Source organism: Psychromonas sp. KJ10-10, assembly GCF_047323245.1.
In the GTDB taxonomy this organism is placed as follows: Bacteria; Pseudomonadota; Gammaproteobacteria; order Enterobacterales; family Psychromonadaceae; genus Psychromonas.
This window is the reverse complement of sequence record NZ_CP178826.1, coordinates 2,453,356-2,468,288: the sequence shown is the minus strand read 5'-3', so window position 1 is coordinate 2,468,288 and position 14,933 is coordinate 2,453,356. Positions and strand designations below refer to the sequence as shown.

General features: G+C 36.5%; 13 protein-coding genes and 3 pseudogenes. 11 read left to right on the top strand and 5 right to left on the bottom strand.

The window, feature by feature from the left end:
- Together ACLKMH_RS14250 and ACLKMH_RS14245 are read right to left on the bottom strand one after the other, a co-directional pair.
- Entirely contained in the window at positions 1-423 is a 423-nt protein-coding gene (locus tag ACLKMH_RS14250; RefSeq protein ID WP_413698757.1) for an FtsX-like permease family protein, read from the bottom strand.
- A complete protein-coding gene (locus tag ACLKMH_RS14245; RefSeq protein ID WP_413698756.1) occupies positions 377-1,228 on the bottom strand; it encodes an ABC transporter permease in 852 nt (283 codons plus the stop codon). Before ACLKMH_RS14245 ends, ACLKMH_RS14250 begins: the two co-directional genes overlap by 47 nt.
- Before the next feature lie 251 nt (positions 1,229-1,479).
- Between ACLKMH_RS14245 and ACLKMH_RS14240 the strand changes: the two genes are divergently transcribed.
- From ACLKMH_RS14240 to ACLKMH_RS14220, 5 genes and pseudogenes are all read left to right on the top strand, one after another.
- Positions 1,480-1,863, top strand: coding sequence for a hypothetical protein (locus tag ACLKMH_RS14240; protein ID WP_413698755.1), 384 nt, complete (start codon positions 1,480-1,482; stop codon positions 1,861-1,863).
- Between the two features lie 207 nt (positions 1,864-2,070).
- Positions 2,071-5,554: pseudogene (gene mfd, locus ACLKMH_RS14235) on the top strand (transcription-repair coupling factor).
- A gap of 4 nt (positions 5,555-5,558) precedes the next feature.
- The gene (locus tag ACLKMH_RS14230; RefSeq protein ID WP_413698754.1) at positions 5,559-5,909 is read left to right on the top strand and encodes a CsiV family protein; all 351 of its coding nucleotides are present in this window, start codon (positions 5,559-5,561) and stop codon (positions 5,907-5,909) included.
- 37 nt (positions 5,910-5,946) lie between these two features.
- Positions 5,947-6,360 (top strand): CsiV family protein, encoded by a 414-nt coding sequence (locus ACLKMH_RS14225; RefSeq protein WP_413698753.1) that lies wholly within the window; start codon positions 5,947-5,949, stop codon positions 6,358-6,360.
- 80 nt (positions 6,361-6,440) lie between these two features.
- Positions 6,441-6,848, top strand: a complete 408-nt coding sequence (locus ACLKMH_RS14220; RefSeq protein WP_413698752.1) for an AAA family ATPase — start codon at positions 6,441-6,443, stop codon at positions 6,846-6,848.
- Between the two features lie 51 nt (positions 6,849-6,899).
- Here ACLKMH_RS14220 and ACLKMH_RS14215 read toward each other — a convergent pair whose 3' ends face one another.
- A complete protein-coding gene (locus ACLKMH_RS14215) occupies positions 6,900-7,718 on the bottom strand; it encodes a fumarylacetoacetate hydrolase family protein (protein ID WP_413698751.1) in 819 nt (272 codons plus the stop codon).
- Positions 7,719-7,993: 275 nt separating this feature from the next.
- Between ACLKMH_RS14215 and ACLKMH_RS14210 the strand changes: the two genes are divergently transcribed.
- Positions 7,994-8,539, top strand: a complete 546-nt coding sequence (locus tag ACLKMH_RS14210) for an MATE family efflux transporter (protein WP_413698750.1) — start codon at positions 7,994-7,996, stop codon at positions 8,537-8,539.
- A gap of 26 nt (positions 8,540-8,565) precedes the next feature.
- Complete coding sequence (locus ACLKMH_RS14205) at positions 8,566-9,336, top strand: MATE family efflux transporter (RefSeq protein WP_413698749.1); 771 nt, start codon at positions 8,566-8,568, stop codon at positions 9,334-9,336.
- 42 nt (positions 9,337-9,378) lie between these two features.
- Here the strand turns inward: ACLKMH_RS14205 and ACLKMH_RS14200 are convergent, their stop codons facing one another.
- Positions 9,379-10,434 (bottom strand): glycoside hydrolase family 18 protein, encoded by a 1,056-nt coding sequence (locus ACLKMH_RS14200; protein ID WP_413698748.1) that lies wholly within the window; start codon positions 10,432-10,434, stop codon positions 9,379-9,381.
- A gap of 296 nt (positions 10,435-10,730) precedes the next feature.
- Here ACLKMH_RS14200 and ACLKMH_RS14195 point away from each other — a divergent pair, with 296 nt between their 5' ends.
- The 3 genes from ACLKMH_RS14195 (at position 10,731) to ACLKMH_RS14185 (ending at position 12,683) form a co-directional block, all read left to right on the top strand.
- The gene (locus ACLKMH_RS14195; protein WP_413698747.1) at positions 10,731-11,249 is read left to right on the top strand and encodes a sigma-70 family RNA polymerase sigma factor; all 519 of its coding nucleotides are present in this window, start codon (positions 10,731-10,733) and stop codon (positions 11,247-11,249) included.
- A 169-nt stretch (positions 11,250-11,418) separates the two neighbouring features.
- Complete coding sequence (locus ACLKMH_RS14190) at positions 11,419-12,399, top strand: permease (protein WP_413698746.1); 981 nt, start codon at positions 11,419-11,421, stop codon at positions 12,397-12,399.
- A 44-nt stretch (positions 12,400-12,443) separates the two neighbouring features.
- Positions 12,444-12,683: a thioredoxin family protein gene (locus ACLKMH_RS14185; RefSeq protein WP_413698745.1), complete on the top strand. Its 240-nt coding sequence runs from the start codon at positions 12,444-12,446 to the stop codon at positions 12,681-12,683.
- Between the two features lie 16 nt (positions 12,684-12,699).
- Here ACLKMH_RS14185 and ACLKMH_RS14180 read toward each other — a convergent pair.
- Positions 12,700-13,618, bottom strand: a pseudogene (locus ACLKMH_RS14180) (LysR family transcriptional regulator).
- Between the two features lie 157 nt (positions 13,619-13,775).
- On the opposite strand from ACLKMH_RS14180, the pseudogene ACLKMH_RS14175 reads away from it, so the two are divergent.
- A pseudogene (locus ACLKMH_RS14175) lies at positions 13,776-14,775 on the top strand (NADP-dependent oxidoreductase).
- Positions 14,776-14,933 lie beyond the last annotated feature (158 nt).

The following is a 14,933-nucleotide window of genomic DNA, read 5'->3' as shown; positions in this document are numbered from 1 at the left end:
TTATTCATACCTTAAGGCTTCAACTGGGCTAACTTTACCTGCACGATAGGCAGGATAGAGAGTGGCGACGAGACTTAACAACATAGCACCAAACATGATAATAAATATTTGTGAAGGTTGATGCAGAACCGGCAATAATCGCGTTCCACCCGATGCATTTGCTAATAAATGTAATCCTAGAAAAGACATTACTTCATTAATATAAGTACTCAACAATAAGCCAGCTCCAGTACCAATTAAGGCACCGATAATGCCACTCCAGGCGCCTTGTATAATAAAAATAAGATTCAGATTTGTACCTGTAATCCCAAGGGTTTTTAAAATGGCAACCTCAGCACTTTTATCACTAACCACCATCACTGAGGAAGACAAAATATTAAAGGCTACTACCGCTATGATTAAACACAACAATAACCAAATCATATTTTTTTCCATTTTTACGGTCAGTGAATAGTTCTCCATGCGTACTCCGCCAATCACTGATAGTTTCATCTGTTGCTAAATCAGGTGGCGTCCAGGTTAATACATCAAAGGGATCATCAAAGGCGAAACGTAAACCGGTTATTTGATTTTCTTCAATACGAATTAATCTTGCAAGATCCTGTGCATGCATCAAAACAAGATATTTATCGACATCTGAACCAACATCAAAAAATCCAGCAATAGTGAAATTTCGCTGACTCGGTAATTGACCTAATGGTGTAAAACGCGTGCCACGCGCGGAGATAATGCGCACCTTATCACCCATTTGTACATTTAAAGTGCGAGCTAAGGAACGACCAATAATAATATGGTAAGAGCGAGAGGTTAAATTTTCTAATTTACCTGCATAAATACTTTCAGAGACTACTTCGCTAGCATAATATTCTGGATATATTCCCTCAAAGGTAATGCCTTGAAGTTGCTCTGTACTTTGTATTATCGCCTCACTATTGATTATAGGCTCGACACTTTTAACACTTTCAATTTGCAACAGAGGCGGAATTTTATTTTCCCAATCATTTAAGGTTTGATTATTGTTAGTTAACACTGCCTGTGGGATTGCCCCTAAAATACGTGTTTTTAATTCCGCCTCAAAGCCATTCATCACAGATAAAACCGTGATCAATGCTAATACACCTAAGGTGATCCCACCTGTTGAAAAAAGAGAAACAAAGGAAATAAATTTATTATTACGTTTCGATTTTGTATAACGTAACCCGATAAAAAGACTCAGCGGATAGAACATAAAGGCCCTGTTTTTATTAAATAATCTCAATGTAAAAGCTAAAATTTCAACAACTGAGAGACTTATATTTTTATTAATCTGCATTCTAATGTATCTTTATACTGGTTACCAACCTCGATATAATAATTGACCCATAAAGTAAGTTATCATTGCATGTTTATCACCTATTTCACTTTTCTAAATTGAGTAGTTGTGTTTAAACATTATCAAGGTAGTTACTTTATTTTCGAACTTAGAAATTAGGAAACACAATGACAAGCGATCAATACTTTATCGTCGAACACCAATTAAGTATCAATGTTGAAGCACTCGATGACAATGAGAAAATCCCCGACGATGCTAGTTTTGAAGCTGAAATTCCTGCCCCTTTTCGTATGGCCAGTGATCTCGCAAATATTGATTCTCACAGCTTGCAACCACTTAAACTCAATAATGAAACTACCCAGGCACTATGGGGCTATTTACAGGCACAAAATTTAAAAATTAATACCTTATTAACTTATGTGCTCAGTCAACAGGATGATAAGGCGTTTCATTTTAAAACAACGGCCTTTAGCGCAGGAAATTGTTTATTTGAACACAAACAAGCGCCTTTTTTTACAGCAAAATGTACGCTTAAAGATTTTTATTCCTGATGAATCCGCGACTGTCTATTGTTATGCTACAGTAACGGCCATTGAAAATGAGGTTGTGGAATTAAGCTATCAACAGATACGTGAAGAAGATAGAGAGTTGTTAATCCGCACCACTTTGCATATTCAATCTAAGCAACTTAAATTACGTGCACAAAAACGTAATTCGCTTTAATCATTACAGACTCAAAAAAAGAATAAGATAATAAAATGAAAAATGCTCATCTCTTAACTATTCCTGCCCTTAAAAAAATAACGACAGAATTGTTTTAGCCAACTTGCAAGGTAGTAGTCTTGCATTGACCATTAGCGAATGTGCCAAACAACAAGATGCGCCACTTATTCTTATTACTAGTGATACACCTAGCGCCCTTAAACTGCATCAAGAACTAAGTTATTTTGTTGATGATAATATTGAGATAATTAATTTCCCCGATTGGGAAACATTACCCTACGATCATTTTTCACCACATCAAGATATTATCTCAACACGTATTGAAACTTTATTTAAATTACCTTCAATCAAAAAAGGTATTTTAATTGTTCCGATTAATACTGTTTTATTACGACTAGCACCTAAAAGCTTTTTACAACAACATACTTTAATTATAAAAAGTGGTCAGGTTATTGAGTTACAAACCATTCGAGCCAATTTAGAAGAAGCGGGTTATTACGCCGTTGACCAAGTCATGGAACATGGTGAATTCTGTGCAAGAGGATCTATTCTTGATATTTTCCCAATGGGTAGCGATAAACCCTTTAGATTAGACTTCTTTGACAATGAAATTGATTCTATTCGTCCCTTTGATAGTGAAAGTCAACGTTCTTTAAAAGCTATTGATGAAATCAAACTATTACCCGCACATGAGTTTGCAACGGACAGTGAATCCATTAATCTTTTTAAAAGTAAATTTGCAACCAAATTCACTTCAGCATTATCAACCAGTAAAGATTCCATTTTTAGTGAAATAACACAACATAATTTACCTGCAGGTATCGAGTATTATTTCCCATTATTTTTTGAGGAAACATCAACTTTATTTGATTACTTCCCAAAAAACGCGCATCTAGCAATTGTTGGCGATATTAATCAAGCCACCATCGACTTTTGGCAATCATTAGAACATCGTTACCAAGATCGCAGTGTAGACTTGCTGAGACCACTTTTAACACCTAATGAGTTATATCTTCGCCACGAACAGTGTTTTGAAAAAATCAATCAATGGCCACGTTTTTACTTGCAAAATACGCCACTGACAAGTGAAAAGTTAGGGCAAGTTAATTTTGACATTAAACCGATCAATAGCATTCAAGTAGAACATAAAAAGAAACAACCCCTAGCAGGTATAGATACCTTTATTAAAAGCTTTCCCGGCAAAATTTTATTTAGTGTGCAATCAGCGGGACGTAAAGAGTCTTTAATCGATTTAATGGCGCCTCTAAAAGTATCCTTGCCAGAATTTAATAATATAGAGGATTTTCAAAAAGCTAAGGCTAAAGTCGGTATTACCATCAGTCAGGTGGAGAATAGCTTTGTAATAACCGAAAGCCAGTTTGCCTTTATTACTGAAAATGAGTTGCTTGGTTTTAAAGTAACACAAAGCCGTCGACGCAGTGACAGTACAGATGAAAATTACAGCAGTGATAATCTAGTTGCCAATTTAGCTGAATTAAAAGTTGGCCAACCAGTTGTTCATATTGATCACGGTGTCGGACGTTACTTAGGTTTACAAACGATAGAAACCGCAGGCAACATCACTGAATTTGTTACCTTAGAATATTTACGAGGCGATAAACTGTATGTGCCTGTGAGTGCGTTGCACTTGATCAGTCGTTATAGCGGACACGATGTTGAAAATGCCCCTATCAATAAGTTAGGTACAGAAAGCTGGCAAAAAGCTAAAAAACGCGCGCATTGAAAAAGTACGTGATGTGGCGGCTGAACTATTAGAAGTTTATGCACAACGTGCGCACCAAAGTTGGCCATAGTTATAAACTAAACAAAGATAACTATGCTTTGTTTAAAAACGACTTCCCCTTTGAAGAAACACACGATCAGGCCGTATCAATTAATGCGGTGATCAGTGATATGTGCTCAACTCAACCAATGGATCGCTTAGTTTGTGGTGACGTAGGTTTTGGTAAAACTGAAGTAGCAATGCGTGTCGCCTTTTTAGCCACCGACAATACGCGACAAGTAGCATTACTTGTACCAACCACCCTGCTTGCACAGCAACATCTTGATAATTTTAAAGACAGGTTTGCTAATTGGCCTGTGCGTATTGAAGTACTGTCCCGTTTTAAAACACCTAAGGAACAAAAACAAATTCTGGCGGATACTGAAGCGGGCAAGGTTGATATCATCATAGGAACACATAAGTTACTCAGCACTTCTTTGAAGTTTTCTGACTTAGGATTATTGATCATTGATGAAGAGCATCGCTTTGGTGTGCGTCAAAAAGAGAAAATTAAAGCCTTACGCGCACAAATTGATATTTTAACACTCACAGCAACACCTATTCCACGTACTTTAAATATGTCGATGAATGGTATGCGTGACCTTTCTATTATCACCACGCCACCAGCAAAACGTTTAGCAGTTAAAACCTTTGTTCAACAAAAAACAGATCAAGTTGTTAGCGATGCTATCACCCGTGAAATTATGCGTGGTGGACAGGTCTATTTTTTACATAACAACGTACAAACCATTGCAAAAGTCGCACAAGATATTCAAACTCTCTTACCTCAGGCAAAGATATCTGTTGCCCACGGTCAAATGAATGAACATCAACTTGAAAAAGTAATGAGTGATTTTTATCATCAACGTCAAAACGTGCTTGTCTGTACGACGATTATTGAAACCGGTATCGATATACCAAGTGCAAATACTATTATTATTAATCGCGCAGACCACCTTGGTTTGGCACAATTGCATCAATTACGAGGACGTGTCGGCCGCTCGCATCATCAGGCCTACGCTTATTTATTAACACCACCGAAAAAGCTGATGACCAAGGATGCTCAAAAACGTTTACAGGCAATTGAATCTTTAGATACCTTAGGTGCAGGTTTTACTTTGGCAACACACGATTTGGAAATTCGTGGTGCAGGTGAATTATTAGGAGACGATCAATCAGGTCAAATAACGAGTATTGGTTACAATCTTTATATGGAAATGCTTAATCAGGCTGTGACAGCATTACAAAGTGGTCAAGAGCCAAGCCTTGAACATTTACTTGCTAGCCAAGCCGATGTTGAGCTTCGTGTACCAGCATTAATTCCAAGTGATTTTATCCATGATGTTAACCTGCGACTGTCTTTATATAAACGAATTGCAAACAGTAAAGACACACATGCTTTAAAAGAGCTATAAGTTGAAATGATAGATAGATTTGGTTTATTGCCTTTAGCGGTTAAAAATCTTATTCAATTAACTGAAATAAAACAACGTTGTACTCCACTTGGTATCAAACGACTTGAGGCACATGCTAATGGTGGCAATATACAATTTACTGATAATACGCCAGTTGATCCTATGTTCCTCGTTTCTTTACTGCAAAAACAGGGAAATACCTTTAAACTAGAGGGGCCAACTAAACTCAAGTTTAATCTCGATTTAGAAGATATAGCAACGCGGATCAATTGGATAATACAATTACTAAATCGTTTTAAAGATAATTTAATAAAAGGATAAGACATTGAATTACAGAATATTAACAGCGCTTATTTTAAGTGTTGCCAGCTTATCAGTACAAGCTGAAACGCGTTGGTTTGAGGTTGAATTATTAGTCTTTGAACGTAATGCTAATTTACAGGAAATGAAGGAACTACTTTCCTCTGAGCAGGCAAGTGTAAATACTCAAAATAGTATTAGCATTTTAAAGAAAAATAAATCCAACACCTGTAATCAACAAGTATGTCTGTCTGAACAAAATCCATCAGTGATTTCAGGCGCAACATTTGATTCACAGGCGAATGGTTTTAAATTTCTAGGCAGTGCTGGTTTACAATTAACAGAACCAGCGCCAACGATTATCCGGTCATGCTAGCTTTAAACCTGTTTTACATATGGCTTGGCGTATGCCAGTGCTCGGACCTCAGCTATCTAAACCTTTACATTTATTTGCAGGTGAAAACTTTGCTTTTAAATATCCATCTCAAGAGCTTGGCACAGGTGCCGATAAATGGGCAATTGATGGAAATTTTAAAATCTATCTAAATCATTTTTTATATGTAGATAGTCAGTTAATTATTCGTAAAGAAATGACACAGGAAATAGTACAACCTCCGCAAGCAGTTGAAGTCATTAATGATGAAAATGGTGTACAAATTGCAAGCCCAACTAATTTACCACTTAATGACACGCCACCAGCGATCATTAAACAAAGAGTATTAAAAGAAATTCTTTTTGATCAAAATCGTCGTTTACGTAGTGAAGAAATTCATTATTTAGATCACCCGCTAATGGGTATTATTATACAAATTCGAAAAATCCCATAACCAACTGTTAAAAGACAGTTAAACAGGAATATAAATGTTAGTAGTTGATTACCAAAGTAAAAGTTATCACCGATTTTTAAGTGATATGCTCTCAAGTTGCCAAACACAAGACACGTTTTCTTATCACCCTAAATGGTGGAAATAGTGGCGAATTAGTGACTGCCGCTGAAGATATTGCTGATTTTTCTGAGAGTGACTTAAAAAACACCTCTGCAATAGAAGATAAATCGTCACCGGAAAATGTATCGAGCCTATTTACAGAAGCTCGTCAAAGTCGTGATATTTTGCTTTTTGAAAAATCTGATTTATTGTTTGATAAAAAAACCGCATTAAAAACCTCACACGAGCGTGATATTGGTTTTGATCTAAATAACTTATTTAAAAATATCGCTAAACATAACGGTATAGTTATTCTATCAACACAAAAGAAACAAACACTTAATGCCTCAATGTCAACTAAAGTAGATGTACTGATCCGCTTTAAATAAACCCCAAAAGGGGGAATATCCCCCCTTTTTAATCTCCTGTTTTAATAATCATTATCTAGCAATTTGATTAATGACCGTATCAACCCCTTCAATATTCACAGAAACCTGATCACCATTTGCAAGTGCCTGTGTACGCCCAGGAGTTCCCATATAGATAAGATCACCGGGTTTAAGTGTGAAATATTGACTCAGATAACTCACTACCTTAGCTGGTTTATGGATCATAAACTTTGTATTTTCTTGTCGCACCACTTTGCCATTAAGTTTTGTAGTGAGTAATACATTGTTATAATCGACATCTGTTGCAATGATAGAGCCTATCGGCCCAAAACCATCAGCCGCTTTTGAGCGCATCCATTGTAAGTCGGCACCTTGCCAACTTCGCTCTGTTAAATCGTTACCAACAGTGACAGCAAAAATAGCAGAGGATGCTTCAGCTTCGCTAATATTTTTAACCGTTTTACCTATTACCAATACAAGCTCTCCTTCAAAATGTACATTTCGAGCATCTGCAGGTAACTGGATCACTTCCTGTGAAGCAATCAATGAACTTGGTAACTTTAAGAATAATGGTGGAGGCTGATTAGAAGGTGAAGATAAATGACTCGCGAAATTCATACCAACAGCAAACACCTTTTCTGGTTGTGTTGGTAACAACAATTTAACTTCGGATAATGGCAATGGCTCACCATCAGGTGTTACCTGCGAATAAGGTGCTTCAACTAAAGGCTGAATACTATTACCCAGTATTTGCCCATATCTGATTTTGTCTTGATGCTCAAAGCGAGCAAAATATTGTGTTGCGCCTTGTGCTATTACAGGTAGAAACATTGTCATCAAAAAAATTAATACATTCAGTGACCTTTTCATTACTTTACCTTAGAGCATTTAATGCCCAGTTAGTGAATTTCGGAGAAATTAGTTACGTAATTGGGCTAACTTTAGATCATTTGCATAAAAATGTAGTTCGCCTATCAATTAGCAATCAATCTCATTCAAAAATAGTGAAACAGCATTTCTTTTAATATAATATAGTGGTTATTAAACAAGATGAAGTTATACATTTTGCTTAAAACAACTATAAACACTCAAACCTTTCAAAAATAGGCTTATTTCTTTGGTTTTATTATTTTTCTCGGAACATCATGCAATTATTTAAAAACTTATCCAAACAAACCCTATCTGAAATTACTGCAACAGCTTGGCCAATGGCCTTTAACGCAATATTAATACAATCGGTCACCATTATTGATTTGTTATTAGTCGCCTCTCTTGGTGATATTTCAGTTGTCGCTTTTGGTATTGCCGGAGCAATAATTGCTTTTATTATTGGCATTCAATTTGCCATCGCAAACGGAACTCAATTAGTATTATCTCGTGCCATTGGTGCAGGCAATATCAATAAAGTTGGCTTAGAAATGGCTTCAGGCTGGGTGATCAACCTAAGCTTTTCTTTGCTTGCATTGATTTTTCTATTTTTTGCTATTGAAAAGATTATTGACCTTATTACTCACACTGAAGCAGTGGCAATACAGGCGATTAGTTACGTAAATATCTCTCTTTGTTTGTTAGCTTTCTCATCCCTTTCACAGGTGATTGTGGTGTATTTTAATGCCAGTAAAAAATCACGTATCCCACTTTATGGTTTTTTAGTTGAAATACCAATTAATGTGATTTGTAGCGCGCCTTAATTTATGGTTTATGGGGCGCACCTGAAATGGGATTAGCAGGTGCGCCTTGGGGAAGTGTCATTGCTATTGCAGTTCGCTTCATATATTTATTCTGGCGATTTAATGAAGAAAAAATTAACGGTTTTGTCGCTGGCTTTAGTGTCGTTAGCCAGGCTTCAATCAAAACACATCTCGATGAAGTTGTGCCCATTGTGGCAAACTTTATTGTTTTATTAACTGGGCAAATGCTATTTCAGGTATTATTTGCACAGTTACCAGTACAATCCTACGCGGCTATTACTTTAATATTACCTTGGATTAAAATCGCTTCAATGTTTGTTAACTCGTGGGCACAGTCGAGTACTATATTTGTTAGCCAGTTCATCGGTAAAGGCGATTATAAAGCGATTCCACCCTTTGTATTACAATCAAGATTGATTGCAACCTTGATGTCAATTCTGATGGTATTTGCTTTCTATGCTTTTAGCCAAGCGATACCTTACATCTACACCAATTTATCAGCAGAAACCTTAACTGCTTTAGCTATCATGACACCTGCTTATATCTTTATTCCGCTATTTAGAACTAATAATATGTTCTGTGGCAATATGGTACGTGCAATGGGAGAGAGCTATTTAATTGTGCGCATTAATATTATTACGATGTGGGTTATTTCTTTGCCACTATGTGCCTTTTTAATCTATTTAGATGCACCTTTAGTGGTCGTGTTTGGTGTGATTTTCTTTGATGAGATATTAAAATCTTACCCCTTTAGAAAAACTCTGTTTAGAAAATTAGATAGTTATGCCAAATTATAATAGTTAAACCGCTAGATATTTCTAGCGGTTTGTCTTTGAAAGTTAATCACAGATACTGACATCATAGCCATCAGCGGTTTCATTAACAGCATCTAGTAATGAATAAAGAGGATTTTCGTAGGAATCCTGATCTAATGATTGCAACATTACCCCACCAGCATAATCCATAGCATATTCTGTTTTGCTAATCACCGTTGGAATACCGTTGTAATCGCGCCCTTCACTTTCATCAACACAGGCATAATCAGTATCGTCTTCAACGATATAATCGTAACTTCTTACTGCATCACCGGCTGAATATAATGGAATACCCAATACGAGTTTGTTTTGAATAACACAACGGCCCGTCCAGTAATCAATTGCATCAATCGCATCTTGCTCAGATGAATGAAGATCATCGCTATTTTCAGTATCAAAGGCTCTGACATTAACAAAATCGACATAATCAAAAACCGTACTATCAATGACATCACCATAGTCTTCATCATCACCGACACCAGAAATTACTGAGATGGTGAATATATAACCTTCATCCCACATTTCATCGGAAAGATCTTCAACTAACTCTTCAAACAGTTCACCTTCATCATCATCGGTAGGTGTTTGCCAGTTTAAATCAACGCCATCTAAATCATAATCTTCAATAAAATCCAGTACATTATCGGTAAAGGTATTTCTTAATGAAGAAGAATTGGCAATTGTATTTAGATTAGTATCACCAGTATCACCACCAATAGAAATAAGTACTTCTACACCTTCTCCCTGTGCAACTGCCACCATATCTTCAAAATCGTCCTCTTCATCGCCATCTAATTCAACAAGACTGCCATCGGAATTCACTTGAATATAGCCATAAATAAGGTGAGTGAGTTGGTCATAATCAGCCTCATCCATGTTATCCATGTCGTCACCATCCCAATAAGCCACCTTTTTGAAGCTAACCGAAGTAGTATCATCATCACAGACAACATCATCCTCTATCCAATTATCATCAATAAGGGCTCCAAATAGCCCTTCGCTTTCACAGGCCGTGAGGGTAAATACACTAATTAAACACAGGGCTATTAATTTATGTTTGAAAAAAGTTAAGTTAGGCAATGAAGCCTCCATTAATTATTTGTTATATCAATTAAATGTTAAAAGAAGTATTTCTAATAGAAACAAGTTGAAAGCATAAAGGTGTTTATACTGGTTTAGTTTTGTCGTTTAAATCATTTAACAGAACAAGAGTTAATCTAAAGACTCTTGGGAGAATATCAACAGAAAATGCAAACAATAAGCAAAAAATAAGAAAGTTATCTCACAGACCTGTTTGATATTTATTTCTTGTAAACTATTCACATCAATTTAAGGGAGATTATAATCGGGTAATTGTTACCAATAAGGAAACCCTTGTGCATTGTTTAATGACCGCTTGGAATGAAAATGAGCAATTAGTAAAAAACTGGTTGCTCAAACAAACAGCAGATAAAGATCTGACTCAGGACCTTTTGCAGGATTTGTTTATTAAAGCCATGAAGAATAAAGAACGTTTTTGTGAATTAGATGACGCTAAAAGCTGGTTATTTAAAGTCGCCAAAAATACGCTTATTGATGATTTTAGAAAAACCAAATTAGAAATAGGTGAGGTTTATAACGAATTTGAAGATGAAAATATTGAAACCCCTCTTGTTAACCTACAACAATGCTTAATACGAGTGATTTCTGAATTAGATGAAGAGGATAAAAATATCATTGAACAATGTGATATGTTTGGATTGTCACAACAGGAATACGCTCAGAAACATCATTTGTCTTTACCTGCTACTAAATCCAGAATACAACGTGCACGCAAAAAGTTACGCCAACAAATGGTCACCTCCTGTAACGTACAATTCTCAGAAAATAAGGTCTGTTGTTTTACGCCTCGCTAACGTTAAGGCTATAAGGCTGGAATGCTATAAAGCTGTAAGGCTGTAAGGCTGTAAAACCGGATGCTCGTAGCTCAATTTACAAATATTAAAATAATTTAAAATAATCTGCATCTTTTCTGCTCCTCATACGTGTTAATAGTAAAACAACACATTTATAAGGAGAAAGAAAATGTTTGAGATTTTCACCTACTTAGCTGATTGGCTGACATTTTCCGTATTTGGACTTACCCAAGACACACGACTAGCCAACTCAATTCACTTTTTTATAGAAGATACCAGTAAGATTTTAGTATTACTGATCCTACTGATTTATTTAATTGCCATTGTAAGAGCAACCCTTGATCCTGAAAAGGTACGTTATTACTTGCAGGGTAAAAATCGTTTTACCGGTTACTTTTTAGGATCATTTTTTGGTTCTGTCACCCCTTTTTGTTCCTGTAGCTCCATTCCTCTTTTTATGGGGTTTATTTCAGCACGTATTCCACTTGGTGTCACCATTGCATTTCTGCTTACTTCACCATTAATTAATGAAGTGGTTGTAGTGATGTTAGGTTCTTTATTAGGCCTCAAATTTACCCTTATGTATATTGCCATTGGTTTAACACTTGGTATGACAGCAGGCTTTCTAGTTGATTTTATAAAAGGTGAGCGTTGGTTGGTGGCATTTTTAGCTGAAAAATATAAACAAACAGATGACTTACCTGAAATTAAAAACACCGAAAAAACCATGACTTTAATGGAACGTCATCAATTTGCTAAAAATGAAATGTTAGAAATATTTACTCGCATATGGAAATGGGTCGTTATTGGTGTGGGCATTGGTGCCCTTATTCATGGTGCGATTCCAGCGGAATGGTTTAGCGAACATTTAGGAGCTAAACAATGGTGGTCGGTGCCTGTAGCAACGCTTTTAGCAATTCCTATGTACATCAATGCCACCGCTATTGTACCTATTCTTGAAAGCTTGTTATTAAAAGGTATTCCCTTAGGGACAACATTAGCATTTTGTATGAGTGCTGTGGCAGTGAGTCTACCTGAATTTATGATGCTCAAGCAGGTAATGAATTCACGTCTTTTAATGTTTATCGGTGCTTACCTATTACTAGCTTTAAGCTTAATGGGCTGGTTATTTAACGCAGTTAATTTTTAAAAATAACTTATATAAATCATTATCAACAATAAAAGGAAAATAAAATGAAAAACGTTATCGTATTTGGATCTGGATGTAAAAATTGTGTTACTACAGCAGATTTAATAGAAAAAACAGCTAAACGACTAAATGTTGAGGTTTCATTAACTAAACAAACTGATTTACAAGCCATTATGGAAGCAGGTGTAGTAAGCACACCGGCTATTTCCATTGATGGTGAATTATTACATTCAGGATCAGTTCCTGATAAAGCCAAGGTAGAAAGCTTGCTGATTGGCAATTAAAAAATATTCTGGGCGTTTAATAAACGCCCTTCACTCTTGATACTAAGAAGTCAGCCATGGCTTTTATTTTTGGTACTTGATAGCGCTGTTTTTGATATAGCATAAAAACACCTAAATCTTTACGTTTACTGATATCAAGACTTGGCTCTATAGTAAGCTCTTTTAATTCGCCTGAATCAAGCTGAGATTGTAGTACCCAGCGAGGCATCATCAAAATACCCTTTCCAGATATTGCCTTTTCAACCAGCCACTTGCCATTATTTGTTGATAAAACCTGTGGCGCAGAGACATCCTGACGTTGGTTATTAATTTCACAAATCCATGGTATACGCCCTGTAGGAGCTCTAAAATACAACCCTTTATGTTGCTTTAATTGTATTGCCTCTATCACTCCATGCTCATCCACGGCATTTTCCTGCAAATATTGAGGTGACGCCACGGCAATAAAGTTATTTTCCATCAGTTTTACGGCGATAACACGCTCGTCAGGCGCATAACCACCTCGAACAGCAATATCTACTTCATCGCGTGCTAGAGTCGCTAAATCATCACTTAAACTGACATTTAGAGTGATCTCTGGGTATAGCTGATTAAATTCATCTAACAGTGGTAATAATATTTTCTCACCAAAACCAACCATGGAACTGATATTTAACATACCCATGGGGGTCGATTGGTAGTTTTTAACTGTTTCATCACTCAATGACAGCAATGCCAAAACTTCACTCACTTGCTGATAATATATTTTGCCAATTTCAGTTAAGGTTACAGAGCGTGTCGAGCGTTTTAATAGTGTCGCACCTAAATTGCTTTCTAAATCAGCAATACGACGCGATAACGAAGAAGCTGGTACTGAAAATAATGTCGCAGACTTTACTGAAGCTACCTACCTCAACGACCTTTACAAAATATTTGATTGCTTTTAACTGATCCATCATTCTCTCTTTTTTATTATTATTGCCTTTTTGACAATAATCATTCGCCAATTAACCACTATATCTTACATTAAAAGCAATACATAATGCTTGCACAACCTAAAAATACAACCATTTTAAATGACAGAAATATTAAATTATTCAAAGGGAACTATTTATGACTACATACACAGCAATCAACTTGATTAAACGTCCAGGTACAGGCCCGATAACCTCAGATTTATTCTCTATCGTACAAAAAGAAATGCCAGTAATAGCCGAGGGTGAATTTCTCGTAAAACAAAACCATATGTCACTTGATCCTGCTATGTTTGGTTGGATGAGCCCGGATACTAACAGTTATATTCCACCAGTTGCATTAGGTGATGTGATGCGTAGCTCCGGTATTGGTGAAATTGTAGCAAGTAACCATCCTGATTTTAAAGTTGGTGAGAGAGTCATGGGACTAATGGGTTGGCAGGAATACTTTGTTAGTAACGGTCAAGGGCTTAATAAAGTTGCAGTGCCTCTACCAGATGAAGAAATTTTATCCGTTTTTGCGCTACCTGGATTAACAGCAACACAGGGGTTATTTAATGTCGGCAAACCCAAAAAAGGTGAAACGATTATTGTAACGGGTGCCGCGGGTTCAGTCGGCTCAATTGTTGGACAACTTGCAAAAGCAGATGGCTTAAATGTGATTGGTGTGGTGGGAAGTGACGAAAAGGCAGATTGGATTGTTAATGAGTTAGGCTTCGATGCAGCCGATTAACTATAAAAGCGATGACCTTGATGCGCGACTTGAGCGTTATGCACCTAATGGTATTGATTTGTATTTTGAAAATACCGGAGGCCCGATTCAAAATTTAATTGTAGATCGAATGAATGCGCATGGTCGCGTAGTAGTTTGTGGTTTAATTGCTGATTACGATAAAGCCGTTCCGACACCTGGCCCAAGCTGGTTAAACGTGATTAAACGTCGTTTAACGATTCAAGGCTTTACGATGCCAGATCATTTTCATGAAGTACCTGCATTACTTGAAAAACTAACACCTTACGTTATGGCTGGTAAAATTAAACATAGGTCTCATGTATTGGAAGGTTTAGAATCTGCCATCGATGGTTTAAATTTATTTTTTAAAGGCGAAAATAAAGGTAAGCTGATCGTCAAAATATAAAAACGAACGCAGAAAGGCTCGAAGGCTTGAAGGCTGGAAAGCTCGAAGCTCGAAGCTCGAAGCTCGAAGCTCGAAGCTCGAACAGACACAATAAAAGCGTTAGCCTCAAAAGGGTTAACGCTTTCTGCTTAAAATCAATAAAAGAAAAGGTAAAACAT

What these genes read in the sequence shown, in the direction of transcription:
- ACLKMH_RS14250 (WP_413698757.1), bottom strand. Translation starts at nt 423, where the DNA reads ATGATTTGGTTATTGTTGTGTTTAATCATAGCGGTAGTAGCCTTTAAT.
- ACLKMH_RS14245 (WP_413698756.1), bottom strand. Translation starts at nt 1,228, where the DNA reads ATGTTCTATCCGCTGAGTCTTTTTATCGGGTTACGTTATACAAAATCG.
- ACLKMH_RS14240 (WP_413698755.1), top strand. Translation starts at nt 1,480, where the DNA reads ATGACAAGCGATCAATACTTTATCGTCGAACACCAATTAAGTATCAAT.
- ACLKMH_RS14215 (WP_413698751.1), bottom strand. Translation starts at nt 7,718, where the DNA reads ATGAAAAGGTCACTGAATGTATTAATTTTTTTGATGACAATGTTTCTA.
- ACLKMH_RS14210 (WP_413698750.1), top strand. Translation starts at nt 7,994, where the DNA reads ATGCAATTATTTAAAAACTTATCCAAACAAACCCTATCTGAAATTACT.
- ACLKMH_RS14205 (WP_413698749.1), top strand. Translation starts at nt 8,566, where the DNA reads ATGGGATTAGCAGGTGCGCCTTGGGGAAGTGTCATTGCTATTGCAGTT.
- ACLKMH_RS14190 (WP_413698746.1), top strand. Translation starts at nt 11,419, where the DNA reads ATGTTTGAGATTTTCACCTACTTAGCTGATTGGCTGACATTTTCCGTA.
- ACLKMH_RS14185 (WP_413698745.1), top strand. Translation starts at nt 12,444, where the DNA reads ATGAAAAACGTTATCGTATTTGGATCTGGATGTAAAAATTGTGTTACT.